Genomic DNA, 21,878 nt, shown 5'->3' on the forward strand with positions numbered 1-21,878 from the left:
AGATATATAATTTATTTGTGCTGATAAAAAATCTATCTATATAAAAACCTACCTCAGTAAACTTCTACCTCAGGTTCTTCAGTTTTTATCACACTGACTAATTCAAGATCTCCATTAACGAACAATTCATCAACGTCCTGAACTTTAAGGCCAGCAACCATCGGTTTGTAATTTTTGTAATCTTGTATTACTACACCATTTATATTTCTTTTATTAAATGCTTCACGAAATCTCATACCCCCACCATCTGTATGGTATACGTAGGCTAAGTAATCAATTAAATCAGTATCCTTATTAACCCAGTAAACGAAAACATCTTCATGATCTTGCCCTCCACCATTTTCCTGGAACGAAATCTTTATTTTATAGTATTCATTTCCTTTAATAGTCATATCTCCAAGGTATTCTGCCACCACGGCATCATCTGAAAGTGACTGAGGAAGTGTCGCGAAATAAACTACTGCATTAAGACCGTTTTTATATTTAGAAACTTCGGTAGGACTTAATTCCAGCGTATCCCCCTGGTACAACCTTACAAATTTATCATTGGTCAATATATCCCTGTATACAGAATCCCCTTTTGAAATAAGCCTCTCATATTTAAACTGACCATTTATTTCTTCAACAGTATAGTGGCCATTTCTAAAAATAAATTTCAGTTTACCATTATCAAGGAATTGAGCGCCATGAGCTTCAATGGCGTTGTTTATAATCTTCGTCTCCCTGTTGGCTTCTTCGGTCTGATTCTTATGTCCGGTGCAGGAAATAAAAAGTCCTGCAAGTAAAAATGCTGTAAAAAATCGTTTCATCAATAAAGGTATTTGACTATTAATACGTCATGATATAACTATAGTTTTAACAAAATAGCTTCAGATGCTACATAGGCAGAACTCCAGGCAAATTGAAAATTAAACCCTCCGGTCACTGCATCAACGTCTAACACTTCTCCGCCCATAAAAAGATTCGGATGTTTTTTTGCTTCCATTGAATTTAAATCAATATCCGACAATGATATTCCTCCTGCAGTAACAAACTCTTCTTTAAACGTGGTTTTACCTGAAAAATGCACCATACATCTGAACAGGTTTTCAAACAATTTGTTTTTTGTTTTTTCGACCACTCTGTCAGAGGCCGACTTTCTTCTATCTGCGATATTTCCAGTAACTTTTCCATCAAACGCACGGGAATATCGGCAAACTTATAATTTTTGGAAAGCTTATTACGTTGTTCTTCAATACTTTGATTGAATTTTTCTGAAAAAATCTTTTCATCAAAAAACGGAGTCCAATTAATCAGCAAATCTCCTTTGTAATTTTTACTGTGAATCTCCCTGGCTCCCAAAGAAGATAACTTCAACGGTGCAGGACCACTAAATCCCCAATGCGTAATCAATACAGGTCCTGAAGCCTCTAATTTTGATCCGGCAAGCTTTACTGCCCCTTCTTTAACAGAAACCCCCATTAGATTTTTAAATCCGGAGGCAGGAGAATTAAAAGTAAATAATGATGGAACCGGTGGGACTATTTTAAAATTTAAATTATCAATGAATTTATATTGATCTGATTTTGATAAACCACCAGGAGCAAAAAAAACGGCTTTAGATCGATATTGAGAATCACCACACTTGACTTGCCATTGCTCATTTATATATTCTAACGCTTCTGCCTTTTGTTTTACCTTTATTTCAGCCCGAGTGGTTGCTTTTAAAAGTGTTTTGATAATAGTTTCTGATGAATCGGTGATCGGAAACATGCGTCCATCTGACTCTGTTTTAATTTTCACTCCTCTTTCCTCAAACCACTTCACTGTCGAACGGGTATCAAACCGATTAAACAATTTTCGCAATTTTTTCCCTCCCCTTGGGTAGGCATTGATCAGATCCTGAATAGAATCAACAGCATGCGTAACATTGCATCTTCCACCACCGGAAATTCTGACTTTATTTAAAACTTTGGGCGAACGCTCAAGGATAAGAATTTTAAGGTTTGGGTTACGATGTAAAAGATTGGCTGCACAGAAAAAGCCTGATGCTCCTCCACCAACAATTATAACATCGTAAACCGGCATGATCATTAAAGTTTTAGAAAAGAAAGTGGGATCTGAGGGATTCGAACCCACGACCTCTGCCCTGTCAAGGCAGCGCTCTAAACCAACTGAGCTAAGATCCCAAAGTGAGGCAAAAATACAGGTTTTTATTAAAAATGATAAGGTTATTAATAAAAATTCAAAATTTACTAAAACTTCAAATAGTTTATTCACTGAAAAATAAGGATTTATAGACTGAATAAAGATCAGGTTTCCAGTGAATTGTGTAAATTATTATAGTCAACAATTATTATTAAACCAGTCAGAAAAATGAAAACCATTCTACTACTTTTCTCAATTATTTGTATTACTACGACGATTAATGCTCAAAATGAAGCAGAAATTGTAATGGATATGTTTGAACTCGAAAAAAAGGCCGCAATAGCTGAATTTATGGGATTAACCGAAGGAAGAGCTACTCACTTCTGGGAAATTTACAATGATTACGAAAGTAAAAGGAAAAAGATTAGTAAAGAAAGAATCGATTTAATTAATGAATATGCAACGAATTATTCGTCTTTAACCGATGAGAAAATCGATAAAATGGTTAATGACATGATATCCATCCAGAAAGAAGAAATAGCCTTACGAGTTAAATATTACAAAAAAATAAAGAAAGAATTGGGTGGAACAGTGGCTGGTAAATTTTTCCAGGCCGAAGACGTTATTAATACGATGGTGAAAGCTTCAATATATGATGATTTACCTTTATTACCGGAAAAAAATTAAGGCAGTGAATTCACTGCCTTATATTATTAAAATGGTAGATCATCTTCCGGTGAATCAAATGGAGGCTCTTCTGTCGGCATCGGTGCCTGAGGAAAATCCGGTGGTGTAGCTCCACCTCCCTGAGGTCCCTGACCGGCATTTGCTGGCTGAATTCTCCATGCTTTAACGTCAGTATACCAGCGACCATTATACTCCCTGCTTTCTACATTAAAAGCAATATTTAAAACAGCCCCCTCATTTAAAACAGATTCGTCAATTTTATCTCCCCAGATAGAAACACAAACTTTCTTGGGAAATTTGTCTTCAATAGTTTCGACAATGACATCTTGTTTCTTCCAGGGCCCGTTCTTCCCTTGACCTTCTTGTAGTGGTAATTTTTGAACTAATTTAGCGTTGAATTCCAGATTTGCCATAATGATAAATAATAAAGTGCGGAAGCATTAATAGTCATAGATATTATAAGAACTTCCAGTATGAAAATATCTTCAAGGATACGAATTACATCACTATAATTCACTAAAAAAATGCCTTTTCTAATCGTTTACTATTGATAAATTTCTCTTACTCCCTTTCCAATACGAGGATATCATTTCCATTAGATGTGAGGAATATTTTGTCATTATCGAAATAATATCCATCAGTGATTTTAAGATTATTTAAAAATTTATCCTCCTGATCTCCGGGACATGCTTTTAAAGTCATTGGACCGTTCATTATAAACATTATCCGATCTCCATCAATCAGATATTCTCCTATAAAACTATTACATCCGGTATTTCCTTTAACCGCACGATTATCCCCTTCAATTGTCAAATAGGGAACTGGAAGTTCAGGTATAGAATCATTGCTGGTTGTAAATATTTTGCTTTCGACTATCCATCTTCCTTCCGGCAGTCCCGGGTTATTTTTATATAGCTCTTCAGGTAGTTCTTTTGCCAGAGTTAAATATGCCTGGTGAAAATGATGCTCAAAAACATCTTCAGATTTTTCGGGAAAGCTGTCCAAATAGGCTTTATGTGGTTCCATAATGATTGGCACACCCGCACGCATATAATTATTAGTTGAAAGATATTCCGGCACTTCAAGACCGGGAAGATTTTTCTCGACCATTTTATAAGTCATTTTACCAAGGTATTTTTCATAATTGCGTTGAGCTTTCAATGTTGGTTTATTGAGCTTATTGTATGCATGTTTTAAAAACCAGCGCTTTGGAATTGTCTGATCCTTGATCATCGCCTCTGCATTGACGAATGGGTTTGTGGGATTAAAATCCTTAAGCGTTTGTATTGAAATTGGCACTTCCGGCACCCAATCGTATGGATTTATTATGAGAAAAGCATACCCGCCTTGAGTAATATGCTCAAAATCATAGGCATAATATAAATTTCCTGGTTTAGGTGAGGCACTACAATAGGTTTTAAAATTAATTTCTTTATTCAGATCTCCGGATTCTTTTAAATAATGCAGGTGAGATGTGAGCAAATAAGCGATTGCTCCTCCCTGGCTGTGTCCCATGATCAAAAAGTCTTTTATACCGGCATCATATAGTGAATCTATTTTTGGAATGATCTCCTGCGAAAGATATCCAAGCCCAACAAGCCACCCGACATGAACGGCCGCATCTTTATCATCAGAAAGTTTATAATTGAATTTATCTTCTACACCTGTCAATGTTACCATCCCTTGAGCAGGAACCATCGCAGCATAAAAATTCTCAAGCCAGCTTTCCATTTTTTCGGTAGTTCCACGAATACTGATAACTGCCCTGCCTTGTTCATTGAGCCATAAATCCCAGCTATTATCGAGACCTAATTCACCAGACTGATAAATCATTTTATAATTATCTGGTTGAGGGTACTTCTTTTTGTAATCTGCTCTTTTTGTAGATTGAATAGAAATATACAAAAGATCAATGTATTCGGATTTTTCAAACCCGGGTGTGATGGGTTGGGAATAAAGAAAGGAGACACTTAATAAAGCAAGAACAAGGGACGATTTTAATTTAAACATATGGATTGGATGTTAATATTATAATTTACCAATTCCTGAAATTTTAATCATCCATTTAGCATTAAAAAAAGCCGGTTAAAATTGACCGGCTTTCTACTTTGTGCAGGGATCTTAACTTAATTAAACAAACCTAAGTGCACATCTATACACGTAAAAAACAACTATAATTCTATTATAAAGACACCCCTCTTTTCCATGGAATAAAATCTTCTTGTTGTAGTTCCATTGCTTTAGTCTTCTTATTACCACTCGCTACATCAATTATTAAATTGAGCAAGTCATCTCCCATTTCCTCAATGCTTTTTTCCCCTTCTATTACCGGACCAGTGTTGAAGTCAATAATATCAGGCATTTTCTCTGCAAGTTTTGAGTTGCTACTCACTTTAATTACAGGAGTAACAGGATTGCCTGTGGGTGTTCCCAGTCCTGTGGTAAATAAAATAATATTGGCACCTGATCCTGCCAGGCCGGTTGTCGATTCCACATCATTCCCAGGAGTACATAAAAGATTCAGACCTGGATTTTTAACATATTCCGTATAATCCAGAACATCTTTTACCGGCGAGTTGCCACCTTTTTTAGCAGCACCTGCAGACTTCATTGCATCTGTAATTAATCCATCTTTAATGTTTCCCGGAGACGGATTCATGTCAAACCCTGACCCGGAATCTTCAGCAGCTTTTTCATAGGTACGCATTAGATCTATGAATTTATCTACCATTTTATCATCATTCATTCTATCGATCAGTTCCTGTTCGACTCCACATAATTCAGGAAATTCCGATAATATGGCCTTCCCGCCTAATTCAGAAACCAAATCTGATACTCTACCAAGCGTTGGGTTCGCAGATATACCAGAAAAACCATCAGAACCTCCACATTCAAGTCCGATTGATAGTTTGCTAAGTGGAGCAGGCTTTCGCTCTATTTTATTGGCTTCAATCAACCCATCCAATGTTTGGGAGATAGCTTCTTTTAATAATTCCTCTTCTGTGCCAATTTCCTGCTGATCTAAAATGATCAAAGGTTTATTAAAATCTGGATTAACAGATTTTAAACTATCTTTAAATAGCTTTATCTGTGCATTTTGACACCCAAGGCTGAGTACTGTTGCGCCAGCTACATTTGGATTATTAATGTAACCTGACAGCAGCCTGCACAAGATCTCAGAATCCTGCCTTATACCACCACAACCTCCTTGATGGGTCAGAAACTTAACACCATCTATATTTTCAAAAACAGGTTTTTCAGTTGTTACCTGGGTAATTATAGTATCTTGTTCAGATCCATTTTGACCTTCTAAAAGATCATTTAAAAAACTCACATATTTATTTTCTTTTTCGTAGCCCAACACCCTGTAAAATGCAGTTTTCAATATTTCAATATTTCTATTTTCACAAAACACCAATGGAAAAACCAGCCAGTAATTAGCAGTACCTACCTGCCCGTCTTCTCTATGATATCCCTTGAAAGTTCGGCTCTCCCAATCGCTGACATCAGGCGCCTGATAATTAATTTCGGCACCCGATTTACCGGTATATTCGGAGGCACTATGTGCTATATTATTTACTGTTAACGCATCTCCTTCTTTGATATCTTCTTTAGCAGTTCCTACCAAAACACCATACATATACACCTTATCTCCTTTTTGTAAATCAGTTAAGGCAAATTTGTGCTTGGCCTGAACATTATTAAGCAAAGTATATTTTTTACCGTTGACTATGACTTCTGATCCTTTAGAAAGATCCGTCAGACATACTGCTATATTATCAGTTTCATTTATTGTTATTGCTTGTAACATAGTCTAATTTTTTAATCGTATTTTGAACTCCATTGTGGTTTATTGCTTCTAAAGATTTCTTTACAGAAGCGACCAATTGTTCATTATTCAGAAGTGATCGCCCCCAGAAGTCTTCGTTTCCTAAAACCAATTCAACGAGTTTATCAGAGTCTATCTGGGGATCGATTTCGACGAAATATTCCAGCACTGCTTTATCATCATTCAGTAATTCGTGTTTGCCATGTGTGCCATCCAAATAAAACTTAATGAGTCCTGCGAATCCAAGACATAATAATTGTGGAGCTTCATTTTTTCTTTCGATAAAATCTAAGATCACTGGCAAAACTCTAACCTTAAATTTGGATACAGAATTAAGAGCAATAGATTTTAATTCATGTCGGATAAATGGGTTTTGAAACCTTTCAATAACACTATTAGCAAACTCTTCTAATTCGGTTTGTGGAAGGTCTATTGTTGGTATAATTTCTTCGAACATAACATTCTTTACAAACCGACCCATATATTTATCTTCTACAGTCTCTTTTACAGTTTCTAAACCATATAAGAGCCCAGTGGGAACCATCGTAGTATGAGATCCATTTAAAATTCTCACCTTTCTGGTTCGATATGGGGTAAGATTATCAACAAACTTTACATTCAGATCAGTATTTTCAGCAGGAAAAAACTGCTTTAACTTTTCAGGACCTTCAATTACCCATAAATGAAAACTCTCTGAAGCAACAACTAAATTATCTTCATAATCAATTTCCTGTTGAATGTTATTGATCTCCTCGCGTGGAAAACCTGGAACAATTCTGTCGACTAGCGTATTTCCGAAATAAATGGAATCATTTATCCATTCTTTAAATTGCATAGAAAGGCCCCATAAACTAATATAATTTTCTATCGCACTCTTAAGTTTATCTCCATTGCGATCAATTAGTTCACAAGGGATAACAGCCAATTCTTTATTACTTAAATCAGCTAGTGCTTCATATCTAGAATGAAGGAACTGTGTTAATTTCCCCGGAAAGGTTTTGGCCAATTCACCTTCACCAGGCAGATCATCATCATTAAAAACTATTCCCGCTTCAGTTGTATTAGAAATAATGACCTCAAGATCTTCTTCTTTGGCTAATTCGTAAAAGGCCTTCTGATTATCAAATGGATTTATACATTGCTGAATACAGCTTATTAAATTCGTTTCATCGATAACGTTGCCTCCGGATAATCCACGCATTTTATGATGGTAAAGTCCATCCTGAGCATTTAGCATGTCTACCATGCCATGTTCAATTGGCTGAACCACTGCAACTCCAGCATTATACCCTGCTGTATCATTCAATTTCTGTATCATCCAATCAGCAAAAGCCCGAAGAAAATTCCCTTCACCAAACTGAACTATTTTTACAGGTAGTTGCTCTTCAATATTTGCAGTAGATCTATTTAATTTTTTCATGGCTATAATTTTTTATTCGAATAAATCAGGAAGCCAGAGGCTCAATTCCGGCACATATGTTATTAATAGAAGAACCAGGATCATCACGATATAAAGTGGTATCAGGGGTTTTAATACCTTTTCAATAGTTGTTTTTGCAACACCGACCCCTATAAACAACACCGAACCAACCGGAGGAGTGGCCAAACCGATACAAAGGTTCATTACCATGATAATCCCAAAATGGATCGGGTCCATACCGATGCTTTTTACTACTGGTAAAAAAATCGGCGTGAATATCAATACTGCCGGAGTCATATCCATAAATATCCCAACAAACAAAAGGATCAAATTAATAGTCAGTAAGATCACAATTTTGTTTTCACTCAGCCCCAGCAGCAGATCACTAATAGTTTGAGGTATATCGGCATAAGACATCACCCAGGACATACTCATTGAAGTTCCAATCAAAAGCATAACGATCGCGGTTGTGGCAACAGAATTAAGGAAAATCGACCTGAGTTTTTCCATTGACAATTCTTTATAAATTAGGGCAAGCACCAATGTATAAAGAACAGCAATCCCGGAAGCTTCAGTTGCAGTAAATATTCCGGAAACAATTCCTCCTATAACAACCACAAGGAGAAATAAGCTTGGAAGTGCATCAAAGAATGTAACTATCATCTCCTTAAAAGGTACTCTGTCTCCAGTGGGATATTTCTTTTTCTTGGCCCATATTCCTGCAGCAATCATTAGTACCAGTCCAGTAATAATTCCTGGTATGTAACCGGCAAGAAACAACGCTGCAATAGAAGCGCCTCCACTTGCCAGAGAGTATACAATCAATACATTTGATGGGGGATGACCAGTCCGGTTGTTGAAGAAGTAATATTTATTGCAGCTCCAAACTCCTTGGAATAACCTTCCTTTTCCATTCTGGGTCCCAAAATACTTCCCATTGCTGATGCCGCTGCAGCTGCAGAACCTGAAATTGCTCCAAAAAGCATTGCAGCTACAATATTGACATAAGCCAAACCACCAGGCAGTGACCCAACAAGTGCTTTGGCAAATCTGATCAATCGATTAGCAATTCCTCCCTGATTCATAACCTGACCTGCAAGAATAAAGAATGGTATAGCTAATAGGGCAAAACTATCAAGACCAGTAGCCATCCGTTGAGCAATAGTCGTAAAGGAGGGGATCGGTGTAATTGATACAAGCATCGTCACAAGACTGGCCAAACCAATACTCCATCCAACGGGTACACCCATTGCCAGCAATAAAAGAAATACTAAAACCAGAACAAGAATCTCAACTAACATGTTTACCTCCTCTCAGTTCCAGAATTTCTACAACTTTGTAATAGATTACGACCAACCCACTCAATGGCAAAACAATATAAACCCATGCTAAAGGTATGCCCAGGGCAGGACTGTTCTGGCCAAGAATGCTTGTGATATAGACAAGGCGAGTACCGCCTATTATAAAGACTGTAATCGCAAAAATGATTATTAGTAAATTAATTACTACCTGAAGTTTATTTCTGTTGTCTTCCTTTAAGGAATCCGGAAACAAAGTAATAGCCAGGTGCATTTTCTGTCCGGCGGCATAAGCTGCACCTAATACTCCAATCCATATAAGACAATATCTTGATAGCTCTTCGGTAACCGAACTGGGAGCATTTAAAATATATCTTGAAAACACCTGCCATAGAACAGCAATCAACATCAATGCTAATATGCCTATGAGGAAATTACTTAATATTTTATCTATTTTAGTTTTCATTTCTCAAGCTTTCTATGCGATTAATTAAATCGGCCATTGTATTGTCTTTCTTATATTCATCATACATATCATCAACTTTAGCCTTAAATTCAGATTTGTCAGGGTAGATTATTTCAACCCCAGCCTCCTGTACTACACGAAGTGCTTCCTCTTCTGCTTCTTTCCAGATCTTTCTTTGATATTCGGTTGACTCTTCTGCCGCTTCCATCAGCCATTGTTTTTCTTGATCATCAAGAGATTTCCATACTATAGTCGACATGATTAGCACATCTGGTAGCATAGTATGCTCATCAATTGTGTAAAATTTACATACTTCATAATGTCTGGAAAATTGGAAACTTGGTGGATTATTTTCAGCTCCATCAACAATTCCTTGTTGTAGAGCAGTATATAATTCACCCCAGGAAATTGGTGTTGGCGAGCCTCCAAGAGCTCTGACCATATCCATGGCTGAAGCACTTTCCATAACCCTGACTTTTAATCCCTTTAAATCTTCAGGTTCCTTGACAGGCCTGGTTTTTGTATAAAAACTTCGACTACCGGCATCGTAAAATGTCAGTCCTTTTAGCCAGAAATCTTCACTTTCAGAAAGAAGCTCCTGACCTACTTCTCCATCCAGAACTCTGAATGCATGATCTCTGTCCTGGAAAAGAAATGGTAAACCAAAAATCTTCATTCCCGGAGCAAAATTTTCAAGAGTTCCCGAAGATACTTTAGTCATTCCGAGACTTCCTATCTGAAGAAGCTCTACTAGTTCTCTTTCGGATCCAAGTTGCTGTCCCGGGTATATTTTAATAGTTAGTTTTCCGCCGGATTTTTCTTTCAGGCGTTCTGCCATATAAACCATCCCTTTGTGAACCGGATGACTAGTATCCAAAGCATGGCCTAATTTAATTTCCCGTATATCACCAGTTCGGTCGCAGCCTGTAAAAAATACAAAGGCTAGAATTAGGGCAATATTTAAAACTCTATTTTTCAAACCCGAAGTATTTTTCAGCATTTCCATAACAAATATCTTTTACGATCCCACCTATCCAGTCGTAGTCAATCGGCAACTCCCCATTTTGCATATCGGTTCCGATCAGATTACAAAGTGTTCTTCTGAAATACTCATGTCTTGGATAAGAAAGAAAACTTCTGGAATCAGTCAGCATACCTACAAACTGACTTAATATACCCATATTTGACAGCGCATTGATCTGTTTTTCCATACCATCTTTTTGATCGAGAAACCACCAGGCAGAACCAAATTGCATTTTACCTGGCACTGATCCATCCTGAAAGTTTCCAGTCATAGTAGCAAAAACTTCATTATCAGCCGGGTTCAAATTATATATAATGGTTTTCGGTAGGGAATTAGCCTGATCAAGTTTGTTGAACAATTTAGACATTGCAACAGCCTGTGAAAAGTCACCGATTGAATCCACACCAACATCAGGTCCCAGGTTATCTAATAATCGCTGGTTGTTATTTCTTAATGCACCAAGATGAAATTGTTGAGTCCAGTTCCTGGCATGATACATTATTCCTAATTGATATAGAATATATGATTTATAGGAAGAGATTTCATCATTGTTCAAGGAACCATTTCCATCAATAATTTTATGGAAGGTTTTTGAAACTGCAGATTCATCAAAATCATCTGAATCAATATAATTGAGACCATGGTCGGAAAGCCTGCAGCCCTGATCATGGAAATAATCAACTCTTTTTTGGAGAGCGTCTATCAGATTTTTTAATGATGAAATATCGATACCACTAACATGAGACAACTTAGAGATATATCCTCTAAGAAAAACTGTATCTTCTGCCTTTAAAATATTGTCAGGCCTGAAAGTCGGATAAACCTTAACTTCATATCCTTCCTTTGCCATCTGCTTATGATATTCAAGGTTATCCGTTGGATCATCAGTTGTACAAATTACCCTGACATTCATTTTTTTCGGAATCCCTCTTGCAGAAAATTCCTTTGTTGCAAGTAGTTCATTACAGCGATCGTATATAGATTCTGCTGATTCCTCATTTAAATATTCATCAATTCCGAAATATCTATTCAGTTCTAAATGAGTCCAATGAAATAAAGGATTTCGAATAGTCATAGGCACAGTCTTAGCCCACCACATAAATTTTTCCTTATCAGAAGCTGATCCTGTAATAAACTTTTCGTCAACGCCCATTGTACGCATAGCACGCCATTTATAATGATCTCCCTTAAGCCAAATTTGAGTTAGATTTTCAAACTGATGATCCTCTCCCAATTCCTCAGGAGGCAAATGACAATGGTAGTCTATTATTGGCTCATCTTTCGCGAATTCATGATACAAACGCTGAGCTGGTTCATTCTGTAATAAAAAATTTTCTTGTATTATTGTTCCCATTAGTTTTTAATTCAAGTCCTTAATTAATTCGACTGCAGTAGACATATCCTTTTCTACAGCTTTCCAGTTTTTATTTTTAATGTTACTCTTATCAAAAAGCTGAGACCCCATTCCTACACAGAACACACCAGCATTAAACCATTCTGAAAGATTTTCTTTTGTGGGCTTTACACCTCCTGTTGGCATAATATCGACACCAGGCATGACACTTTTTACAGCTTTAACAAAGTCAAAACCTAATACATTCCCTGGAAATACCTTAATCAGGTCAGCGCCAATTTTAGCTGCCTGGACAACTTCAGTAACAGTACCGCAACCGGGTGTCCAGGATATTTGAGATCGTTTACATTGCTCAGCAGTATCTTTATCCAAAATCGGAGCAACAATAAAATCTACTTTGATATCGATAAACTTAAGAGCATCTTCCTGGCTCATAATTGTCCCGATTCCTAAGGCCATGTCAGGGTATTCATTTCTATTATCTATTAATGCTTTCATAACATCAACAGCCTCTTTACCACGATTAGTAAACTCAAAAGCCCTGATTCCAGCATTATAAGCTGCCTTTACTATCTCCACAGCAACCACCTCATCTGAATGATAAAACACAGGTATAAGTTGAGTCTGGGCGATCTTATTTTTTAATGAGGCTGTATCCATTATCTGTTAATTTTTGATTTTTCTCCTTTTACAATCGCTTCAAGTTCGTTGAGATCGGCGATCAAAAAGTCCCCTGGTACTGAATGTTTTAATGCTGAAGCTGCAACACCTAGTTCAACTGTATCAGATAATTTCTGATTGTTAGAGAGATTGTGAATTATCGCGGCAGTCATAGCATCACCAGCACCTACCCGGTCTACAATATTTTTTACATTTATACCCTTTGACAAATACCCTTCACTTTTATCATTTCCATAAAGGGTCACCATATTTTCGGAAGCATCTATTGTTCTTCTTATAGGAATGAATATCTGAGTTAAATTAGGATATGCAGAAAATAACTCTTTAGCCATCCGATCATAGCCATCCTGATTAATTTCTTCAGTTATATAATCGACATCGATACCAAGCATTTTTTTTGTCGCCTCTTCATTTGTTATAAGAATCTTAGATTTAGAAACTAAATCAGGACAAATTTTTGTTGGGTCCTCGCCCCATTTCCAGAGATTTGCTCGATAATTTAAATCGACAGATACATTAATATTCTTCTCAGAAGCATGTTTAAGCGCATCTGAAAGTGATGAAAAAGCGTTTTTTGATAATGCAGGAGTGATTCCTGACCAATGAAACCAATTTGAATGTTGTAAAACATTGTTCCAGTTCCAGATACTCGGCTCTACTAATGAAAATACACTATCATTTCTGTCATAAACAACTCTTCCTCCCCTCAGTCCAACACCCAGTTCGAGAAAATATAATCCTAATCTCCCCGAATTATATTGTACCTTATCTATATTGACCTTTAAACCTGTTAACTTTTGACTAACCATCTTTCCAAGATCATTGTCTGGCAGGCAACTTAATAAAATAGGTTTATGACCCCACTGACCTAAGGCAACGGCAACATTTGCTTCTGCTCCTCCTACATTGAGCTCAAGTTTATCTGCCTGACTTAAACGCTGATATCCGGGAGGGCTTAATCTGAGTAATAATTCTCCAAATGTTGTGATTTGTGCCATAATATGAGTTTTGAGCCTGGTGGCGGTAAATCTTTCTTATTATTTTTCAGATTTTGAAAAAAATTTACCGTGTACGTTAACGGTCTTATACAAATTTATTATATTAACGGTAAATTGCAAGAAGAAATCCGTTTAAATGAAAAAAAAAGTAACAATAAAGGACATCGCTAAAGAAGCTGGAGTTTCGATCGGAACGGTTGACAGAGTATTGCATAACAGAGGTGATGTCGCTGCTAAAACAAAGGAAAAGATCCTTAAAATCGCTGAAAAGCACGATTACTCGACTAATATTTTTGCCCGGAATCTTAAACTAAGTAAAGAATATCTTATTTGTACCGTGCTTCCGGGTGGAAACCAATATTGGGAACTACAACATTTTGGTTTTAAAAGAGCTTCGGAAGAATTTAAGAATCAGGGAATCAGACTAAAGTCTTTTGAATATAACGCTAAAGAAGTTAATGGTTATCTCAAATCATTAAAAGATGCTATAGATTCAAAACCGAGTGCGATTGCCCTTGTTCCGGTTGCACATCCTTCTACTTATGAATTGTTAGAAAAAATTGAAAAGGCGGGAATACCATACGTTTTTGTAGATACTCAATTACCGGAAGCTTCACCATTGAGTTTTATTGGTCAGGATTCGTTTATGAGTGGACAGCTCGCCGCAAAACTATTATGCTATGGACGATCTGAAAAAGTACAAAACATTTACATACTTTATCAAAACTCAAATCTTCATAATAAAGCAATTACTGATCGAATCGAAGGGTTTGAATCATTCATAGAAGAAAATGCAAAGGATAAAAACACCATTAATAAAGTCAACCTGGATACGGAAGAAGATTTCGAAAGGGTATATAAAGAAATGACTGAACATGAAGAAGTTCACATATTTATACCTAATTCGAAGGCATTTCAGTTTGCAGAGTTCATTAATAAAAAAAATGATGTAAAATATCGCCTTTTAGGTTATGACCTTACTGAGAAAAATGCCGCCAATATTTACTCCGGATCGATCGATTTTATCATTAACCCCAAACCTCAATTACAAGGATTTTTAAGTATTCAAACTCTTCATAAACATCTGATTTTAAATCAGAAAGTCGCAAAAAAACAGTTTATGCCACTTGACATTGTGACAAAAGAAAACTTAACTTATTACGGACAGGAACATGTCTAGTTACCACCATATCAAAAAGGTATTCTTTATACCTACCATTTTCCAATCAATAATTCTTTTGATTTTATTGACGTATTTACCTGCATTTTCTCAAAATACGTATTCGCCAGTAATAACTGATCCTATCCAAGAAAATTGGAGGTATGTAAATTTTGACGAATTAAATGGAAAAGGGGTTCGTTGCCTAACATCGCTTAATAAAGGAGAGGAAGTCTGGTTTGGCCTGGATTCTGGAGCGGTACAATACGACGGCTATAACTGGAAATATTTTAAGATTAAAGATGGTTTACCTGGCACACCTGTTCAAAAAATATCTGCATCGCCTAAGGATGAAATTGTGGCAGCTACACAAGGAGGACTTGCCAGATATAATAAGGATAAATGGAATACAATATTTCAACTTAAACATACAAGCTTAGAGTTTACTTCAATTGAGCATCTTAAAAGTGGAAATATTGCCTGTGGGTCTAATAAGGGCTTATTTCTGGTTACAGAAGAAAAAATATATCTGTTCACAACCGTTGAAAAATGGAATTCACTCAAAGAAGATAAATCTATATTCGATTTTGTTCCAGTACCAGAAACACTTTTACCTCAAGGTGTTTTCAATAATTTTCACGATGTCTTAGAATTAAGTTCAGGACAATTATGGCTGGCAACAACTTTTCTTTTAGAGGATGAAAAAGGAGATGTATTAACTGTTTCCGAGTCCGAAATCATTTCCGGAGAAATAAATAATTACAACCGACTAAGCAATTACTACAGTCTTGATTTCGGGTATGAACAACAATTTTTTCAACAGGATAACGGTGCTGTCTGGATTATAAATAAGTCTAATAAAATTCCAGCAGCAAGGTTTTTAAACGGAAAATGGGAATACATAAGTTACGGGGAAAAATTCGGAGATGACGAATATTCGGAATCAATCGTCCAAACTTCAGATGGTAAGATATGGATAGCCGGCATCGGTAATCTCTATAGCCTCGATAAAAATAATAACTGGAAAAAATATAGTTTTCAAACTTCAAATATTCCTCAGGGACACATTGGTTTACATACGGGCGACAATCTTGATCTTTGGATTTTCGGAAAGCAATCAACAGTTACGATGGTTGATCTTTCTTTCAACAAATGGATAACATATGAGGGATTAAATTTTCAAGGTCAATCCTCAGATGGAACAAAATGGTTTTTGAGTTTTGAGGGAAATGTCATCAGTAATAATCAGCAAGCATGGATAATTCACAATGATGAAAATTCATTAATGGATGACCCTGTTAGCCTGTTTATCACTTCTGAAGATAAAGTATGGGCAGTTGGAAGTCAAAAAAATAAAGCTACAGCAGGCTATCTTTCGAATGGTGTTTGGCGAAACTTTATTCTTGACTCCTTATCCTGGGGTGTTGATTACAGAGCATTCACTGAAGCTTCCGATGGCTCAGTCTGGGTGGGAGCAAGCCCTGATGTTTTTCTTGAGAAAGGACAACACGGTGGTCTGGCACAGATAATCAGGCCATATGGCAAAAATCCGGAGATCATTTATCATAAAGCCAGAACAAATGGACTTCAACAATTAAATGCTTATGGAATTACTCAAACGGCAGATAAAAGAATCTGGATTGGAGGATCTGCCCTAAACTATTTCAACGGCCATAAATGGAACCATTTAAACAATCCTAAATTAAATAACTTTGTCAACACTCTGACATATTCAGAAAATCATGGATTATTAGTAGGCTCACGTCAACATGGACTTTTTATCCATCATAATGATACTTGGGAGAATTACCATGTTGGAAATGGATTGTTAAGTAATACTATTATCAGTATTGCAGCCGACAATAATTCAAAAGAAATTTGGGTAGCCACCGACAAAGATTTCAGTTATTTCAATGGTAATTCATGGATCAATAAAATATTCCCTGAAGCTTTAACTTTTACTCACGAAGGTGGAAAAATTCATATTACAGAGGAAAATGATTTATGGATAAGCAGATCATTCAGAACCTGGAAAAGAAGATCTTATACAGGAATGCAACCTGGTGAAATCATTAAAAATAATTTCCTGACTCATCGGTTCAGACGGGATACAATTGCTCCGGAAACATATATAATATCTTACAGTAAAGAAGTTGATAAAGCAGGCATAACTTCAATATTCTGGAATGGCAGACACTATTTTAATAGGGAAGACCCTGAGGACCTTTACTTTTCTTATAAAATCAATGATAATACCTGGTCTGATTTCAGCCATGAAACTAACCATACTTTTACTGAGCTTTCAGATGGAGATTATACTTTTATGGTGAGAGCAATGGATAGTGATGGTAATATTGATCCCACACCGGAAATAATCAATTTCACTGTGGCTCCTCCTATCTGGAAGCAGGCATGGTTCATATTACTTATTCTTACTTTCCTGATTATTGTAGGATTCTATCAGTATCAAATCACTAAAAAGCGAAAACATCTTTTAGAGCTTAATAATTCACTTACCAATGCTAACTATGATTTAGAAATTCAGAATAACGAAATTGAAAGACAAAGAGACAGTTTAAGTGAACTGATTAAAAAGAACAACGAACTTGCCCTGGCTAAGCTAAAGTTTTTTACAAATATCACCCATGAATTCAGAACTCCTTTAAGCCTTATTTTAGGACCCGTTGAACAACTGTTATCTAATAAGCCGGACAATAAAAAACTATCAAATTCATATAATTTAATTAAAAAAAATGCTCTCAGGCTACATAGATTAATAAACCAGCTTTTAGAGATCAGAAGGATCGAAACAGGAACCCTGCAATTGAACTTGAAAAAGGCTGATATCGTTGTATTCTTAAAAGAAATAAAAATGCTTTTCAAGCCTAAAGCGCAGGGAGACGGAATTGCGCTTTCTTTTAAATCAGAATTTTCTTCTCTGGAAATATATTTTGATCCGGACAAAATAGAAAAAATTATATTTAACCTCCTATCAAATGCCTTTAAACACACATTAAAAGGCGGTAAAATTTCATTGGAAATATTAAAACCAGATCCAGGTCAGAAAAATTTTATCAAAATTAAAGTAAGTGACAGCGGACAGGGAATCGATTCAGGAATTAAAGAATTAATCTTTGAAAGGTTTACGGTTGGCGATAGTGTATCGACAGAAGAAATTGAAGAAAGCAGTGGCATTGGTTTATCATACATTAAAGATTTGATAGAATTTCATAAGGGTACTATAACCGTAGAAAGTAAAAAAGGAATAGGCACTGAATTTATTGCTCAGATTCCGGTTGATCTTAAACCTGAAACCAGTTCTGAAGAATCTACTTTCAAGCTTGATAAAACAATTGATGCTAAAATAATGGCTACTAAGTCATTACTATCTTATAACATCGAAACTGAGCCGTTAGATGGTAAAGTAGTATTGATCGTTGAAGATCATAAAGATATGAGATTCTTTATTGCCAATCTTTTAGAAAATGAATATCGCGTTTTAACAGCTGCTGATGGTTCAGAGGGTTTGCAAGTACTGCAAGAAGAGTATGTTGATCTGATCATCAGTGATGTCATGATGCCGGAAATAGATGGTATCACATTTTGTAATAACGTGAAATCAGATCCCGCAACCAGCCATATTCCGGTGATTCTCCTTACCGCCCTGGCAGTTGATGAAAAAAGAATTGATGGGTATGAATCCGGAGCTGATTCTTATTTGGTTAAACCTTTCAATCCTGAGTTATTAAAAGCAAGAGTTAAAAACCTAATAGAGGCTCAGGAAGAACTCAAAAAACGCTTCTCAGAAGATCTGAGATTTAAACCTAAGGATGTTATTGTAAGTTCTTTTGATGAAGAGTTTCTGGACAAACTGGCTTCATTAATGGAAAAGAATATAGCAGAATCTGATTTTGATATAGCCAGTCTATGTGAAATGATGGGAATGAGCCATATGCATTTTATTAGAAAGGTAAAGCAGTTGACTGGTAAAAAGCCCAAAGATCTTTTAAAGTCATTCAGACTTTCAAGAGCAAAACAATTACTGGAACAAAACAAAATCAATGTATCAGAAGTAGGCTACATGGTAGGATATGATGTACCAAACTCATTCACCAGGGCATTTAAAAACGAATTCGGGATATCTCCTTCTCAATTTGCACAGAATCATTCTAACGAAATTGACATTTAAGGAAATACCCCGAAAACAAACCCAATAAACAATAACCTAACCTATTACGATGCGCCTTATTCCATTGTTACTACAACAGGATTATTAAGCATTTTAACTTTTTCGTCCAGATATTTTATGAATTGATCTTTATTCTTAATTCCTTCACTTTCCTGTTCCCAGGCACCGAGAAAATAATATTTAACCTTTTCAGATGGTTTAAACTCGATCAAATGATCATAATTCCCATCTACCATTTGGTTTACATCCGCAGTATTATAAATGATAGCAAGACCAAGATTATCATCGGCAAGGCTTTGCTTGCCATAAGTAGCTATGTAAGCCCAACCATTCGAACCAACAAGCGACTCAATCTTTTCTGCTGCTTCATTCTTAACAATTCCCGTACAAAAACTTTGCAAAGGTGTATCAAAAGTAAGGGTATGATCCACTGCCCTCGAATCAGAATTGATTGACATCAGGGAATTAACAGTTGTTTTCTCTTCACCAGTATCCCAGCCATAGTAAGTGGTTGAAATTGAAGAAACCAGCCCCTTATTTTTCGATATTTCACAAGTCACCGAATCAGTCTGCTGAAAATGAACGACACTATCTCCGATCAAATAACCAATTGAGCCAATGCCCAATGATTTACCGGCTTTTAAAATATCCATTCCCCAATCTGCAGGTTCATGATAAGAGTCAAACCCATCTTGTCCGATCTCTTGTAAAACCAGCGTATCTACTTTTTTACCAAAAATATCTACGGCATTTCTCCAATCCAGGTAGAACCTGTAGCCTACTTTCTCACTTTCAAGACCCGGACCTTCATACCGAATAAACCAGGAGTGATCGGTATGTTCATCAGGTACCGATATTTGACTGACATTTTTAAATACCCCTCCTTCATACTCTCGGTCTTTCCACTCACCTCCCACTTTATGTGATATTTCGGCTTGAGTCATCTCCTGACCTTCGTAATTTTCAGTGTCAGAAAGATTTATCGTTTTTGTTTCTTGAGGCGCCAGACTAACTTTCAGAAATAATTTGTCTGGAGTTCCATCATTATCATTATCAACTGCTTCGATGATACCATTTTCCACCTGCCTAATTCCAGGGGTAAATTGGGATTTATCAACATCTGTAAGCTCTACTATTTCTGTCCTATCAAGCCTGGTGGGATTCTTAATTTTAACCACCAGGCTCTTTTCTTCTTGATTATCGCTGGTCTCACTACCGCAAGAAAAAAGCAGCATCGAACCAACAACTATTAAAAAGAAATATTTCGTTCTTATAAAATTTACCATCGTTTTCTAATTAAAACTTAATTATACAATTACGATTAAGTACCTAAGCTAAAATATTTGCTTAGTCAGAATACAACTTTACTATCACTCTTTTAAGGCGATCATGGAAGAATCATCACTGATTTCTTGCTCATACAGTAAGGCTGCCATAATAAAAGGCCCTACACCTTTCGGGTCATTAGGTCTGATGGGCTCATTTACATAATATTCGAAAGAGGCATCTCTGTAAGGATCACCCCCTAACCCTGCTACTCCGCATATCTGGGTGAGATTTAATAATCCATTTTCACCTTTTTCAACAAATTCGTTCACTAAACCATGATATGCCTTATTGGCAATCGGTTCATATTCCTCTCCGATATACCCGTTTTTCAGTGACTTAATGAGGAAATATGTAAACATACTAGAACAAGATGCCTCAAGGTAATTCCCTTCTTTATCACCCTTATCAAGGATTTGATACCACACTCCAGTTTCCTCATCCTGGTACATTTTTATCCCCACTGCTACTTTCTGTAATATTTTCAATATGTTTTCCCTTTCAGGATGATCTTCCGGATAGAAATCCAATACATCTACTAAAGCCATTGCAAACCATCCCATTGCTCTACCCCAAAAATGAGGAGAAACACCGGTTTTTGGATCAGCCCATTTTTGCTTTCGGCTTTCATCCCAACCATGATGATATAGTTTCATTTCTTCATTATATGTGTATTTATCAACAAGTTTGATCTGAAGCGCCACATCATCAAATAATGCAGGCTCATCAAAAACTTTTGCATATTGAGCCAGAAATGGAGATCCCATATAAAGCCCATCTAACCACATTTGATGAGGATAAATTTTCTTATGCCAGAATCCTCCCTCAGCAGTACGCGGTTGATCAACCATCTGACTTCTCAGTAATTGAATTGCTTTCAGATATCTTGAATTTTCTGTGTCCTTGTATAGTTCGATTAGAAATTTACCAGGATTAACCCGGTCAATATTAAAATCTTGCTTGTTATAAGTTTTAATTGTTCCATCCTCACGAACCATCGAATCAGCATATGACTTTGCGTAATTGAAATATTTTTCATTACCGGTTTCATCATAAACTTTAAGCATTGCTGAACAAATTAGCCCATTAGTATACTCCCATTTTGGCTTTTCCCTAAAATCAAGAAGCCTGGGGTCGGGATTTCGTTCTATCTCTGAATCAGCCATTGCAATCGCAAGTGGTTTTGAACTGACTCCTTCAGCTTCAGCCTTCTCTTCTTTCTGGCTATCTCCTTCACGATCCATACCCTTTGAACAGGCAATCATCATAAAGGCTAAAAACCAGTATTTATATTTTATCATTATTTCATCGTTAGAAATG

17 protein-coding genes, 1 tRNA gene and 1 pseudogene are annotated in these 21,878 nt (G+C 36.4%); 3 read left to right on the forward strand and 16 right to left on the reverse strand.

Annotated elements, in window-relative coordinates:
• Positions 1–53 precede the first annotated feature (53 nt).
• From DCC35_RS00130 to DCC35_RS00145, 4 genes are all read right to left on the reverse strand, one after another.
• Positions 54–809 (reverse strand): DUF6503 family protein, encoded by a 756-nt coding sequence (locus tag DCC35_RS00130; RefSeq protein ID WP_137088868.1) that lies wholly within the window; start codon positions 807–809, stop codon positions 54–56.
• Positions 810–847: 38 nt separating this feature from the next.
• Positions 848–1,072: an NAD(P)/FAD-dependent oxidoreductase gene (locus DCC35_RS00135; protein ID WP_137088869.1), complete on the reverse strand. Its 225-nt coding sequence runs from the start codon at positions 1,070–1,072 to the stop codon at positions 848–850.
• Positions 991–2,067, reverse strand: a complete 1,077-nt coding sequence (locus DCC35_RS00140) for an aminoacetone oxidase family FAD-binding enzyme (protein ID WP_175402664.1) — start codon at positions 2,065–2,067, stop codon at positions 991–993. Before DCC35_RS00140 ends, DCC35_RS00135 begins: the two co-directional genes overlap by 82 nt.
• Before the next feature lie 26 nt (positions 2,068–2,093).
• Positions 2,094–2,168, reverse strand: a tRNA-Val gene (locus tag DCC35_RS00145).
• Between the two features lie 187 nt (positions 2,169–2,355).
• On the opposite strand from DCC35_RS00145, the gene DCC35_RS00150 reads away from it, so the two are divergent.
• The gene (locus tag DCC35_RS00150) at positions 2,356–2,814 is read left to right on the forward strand and encodes a hypothetical protein (protein WP_137088871.1); all 459 of its coding nucleotides are present in this window, start codon (positions 2,356–2,358) and stop codon (positions 2,812–2,814) included.
• 26 nt (positions 2,815–2,840) lie between these two features.
• On the opposite strand, the gene DCC35_RS00155 is transcribed toward DCC35_RS00150, so the two are convergent.
• From DCC35_RS00155 to DCC35_RS00200, 10 genes and pseudogenes are all read right to left on the reverse strand, one after another.
• On the reverse strand, positions 2,841–3,227 hold the full coding sequence (locus DCC35_RS00155; RefSeq protein WP_246070106.1) for a DUF3127 domain-containing protein: 387 nt from the start codon (positions 3,225–3,227) through the stop codon (positions 2,841–2,843).
• Between the two features lie 148 nt (positions 3,228–3,375).
• On the reverse strand, positions 3,376–4,824 hold the full coding sequence (locus DCC35_RS00160; RefSeq protein WP_137088872.1) for a lipase family protein: 1,449 nt from the start codon (positions 4,822–4,824) through the stop codon (positions 3,376–3,378).
• 172 nt (positions 4,825–4,996) lie between these two features.
• Positions 4,997–6,625: a UxaA family hydrolase gene (locus DCC35_RS00165; RefSeq protein ID WP_137088873.1), complete on the reverse strand. Its 1,629-nt coding sequence runs from the start codon at positions 6,623–6,625 to the stop codon at positions 4,997–4,999.
• Complete coding sequence (locus DCC35_RS00170) at positions 6,600–8,063, reverse strand: tagaturonate reductase (RefSeq protein WP_137088874.1); 1,464 nt, start codon at positions 8,061–8,063, stop codon at positions 6,600–6,602. Before DCC35_RS00170 ends, DCC35_RS00165 begins: the two co-directional genes overlap by 26 nt.
• Positions 8,064–8,075: 12 nt before the next feature.
• Positions 8,076–9,364, reverse strand: a pseudogene (locus tag DCC35_RS00175) (TRAP transporter large permease).
• Positions 9,354–9,827 carry a TRAP transporter small permease gene (locus DCC35_RS00180; RefSeq protein ID WP_137088875.1) on the reverse strand — a complete coding sequence of 158 codons (474 nt, stop codon included), beginning with the start codon at positions 9,825–9,827 and terminating at the stop codon, positions 9,354–9,356. The pseudogene DCC35_RS00175 and the gene DCC35_RS00180 overlap by 11 nt, the downstream one beginning before the upstream one ends.
• A complete protein-coding gene (locus tag DCC35_RS00185) occupies positions 9,817–10,806 on the reverse strand; it encodes a TRAP transporter substrate-binding protein (RefSeq protein WP_246070108.1) in 990 nt (329 codons plus the stop codon). The genes DCC35_RS00180 and DCC35_RS00185 overlap by 11 nt, the downstream gene beginning before the upstream one ends.
• The gene (gene uxaC / locus DCC35_RS00190) at positions 10,796–12,205 is read right to left on the reverse strand and encodes a glucuronate isomerase (protein ID WP_137088876.1); all 1,410 of its coding nucleotides are present in this window, start codon (positions 12,203–12,205) and stop codon (positions 10,796–10,798) included. Before uxaC ends, DCC35_RS00185 begins: the two co-directional genes overlap by 11 nt.
• Before the next feature lie 6 nt (positions 12,206–12,211).
• On the reverse strand, positions 12,212–12,865 hold the full coding sequence (locus DCC35_RS00195; protein ID WP_137088877.1) for a beta/alpha barrel domain-containing protein: 654 nt from the start codon (positions 12,863–12,865) through the stop codon (positions 12,212–12,214).
• Positions 12,865–13,884: a sugar kinase gene (locus DCC35_RS00200; protein WP_137088878.1), complete on the reverse strand. Its 1,020-nt coding sequence runs from the start codon at positions 13,882–13,884 to the stop codon at positions 12,865–12,867. Before DCC35_RS00200 ends, DCC35_RS00195 begins: the two co-directional genes overlap by 1 nt.
• 136 nt (positions 13,885–14,020) lie before the next feature.
• Between DCC35_RS00200 and DCC35_RS00205 the strand changes: the two genes are divergently transcribed.
• Both DCC35_RS00205 and DCC35_RS00210 read left to right on the forward strand, forming a co-directional pair.
• Positions 14,021–15,064 carry a LacI family DNA-binding transcriptional regulator gene (locus DCC35_RS00205; protein ID WP_137088879.1) on the forward strand — a complete coding sequence of 348 codons (1,044 nt, stop codon included), beginning with the start codon at positions 14,021–14,023 and terminating at the stop codon, positions 15,062–15,064.
• A complete protein-coding gene (locus DCC35_RS00210) occupies positions 15,057–19,232 on the forward strand; it encodes a hybrid sensor histidine kinase/response regulator transcription factor (RefSeq protein ID WP_137088880.1) in 4,176 nt (1,391 codons plus the stop codon). The genes DCC35_RS00205 and DCC35_RS00210 overlap by 8 nt, the downstream gene beginning before the upstream one ends.
• A 56-nt stretch (positions 19,233–19,288) precedes the next feature.
• Here DCC35_RS00210 and DCC35_RS00215 read toward each other — a convergent pair whose 3' ends face one another.
• Both DCC35_RS00215 and DCC35_RS00220 read right to left on the reverse strand, forming a co-directional pair.
• A complete protein-coding gene (locus DCC35_RS00215; RefSeq protein ID WP_137088881.1) occupies positions 19,289–20,518 on the reverse strand; it encodes a DUF4861 family protein in 1,230 nt (409 codons plus the stop codon).
• A gap of 84 nt (positions 20,519–20,602) precedes the next feature.
• Positions 20,603–21,859 (reverse strand): glycoside hydrolase family 88/105 protein, encoded by a 1,257-nt coding sequence (locus tag DCC35_RS00220; RefSeq protein WP_175402665.1) that lies wholly within the window; start codon positions 21,857–21,859, stop codon positions 20,603–20,605.
• Between the last annotated feature and the right edge of the window lie 19 nt (positions 21,860–21,878).

The organism is Mangrovivirga cuniculi, from assembly GCF_005166025.1.
Taxonomy (GTDB): Bacteria; Bacteroidota; Bacteroidia; order Cytophagales; family Cyclobacteriaceae; genus Mangrovivirga; species Mangrovivirga cuniculi.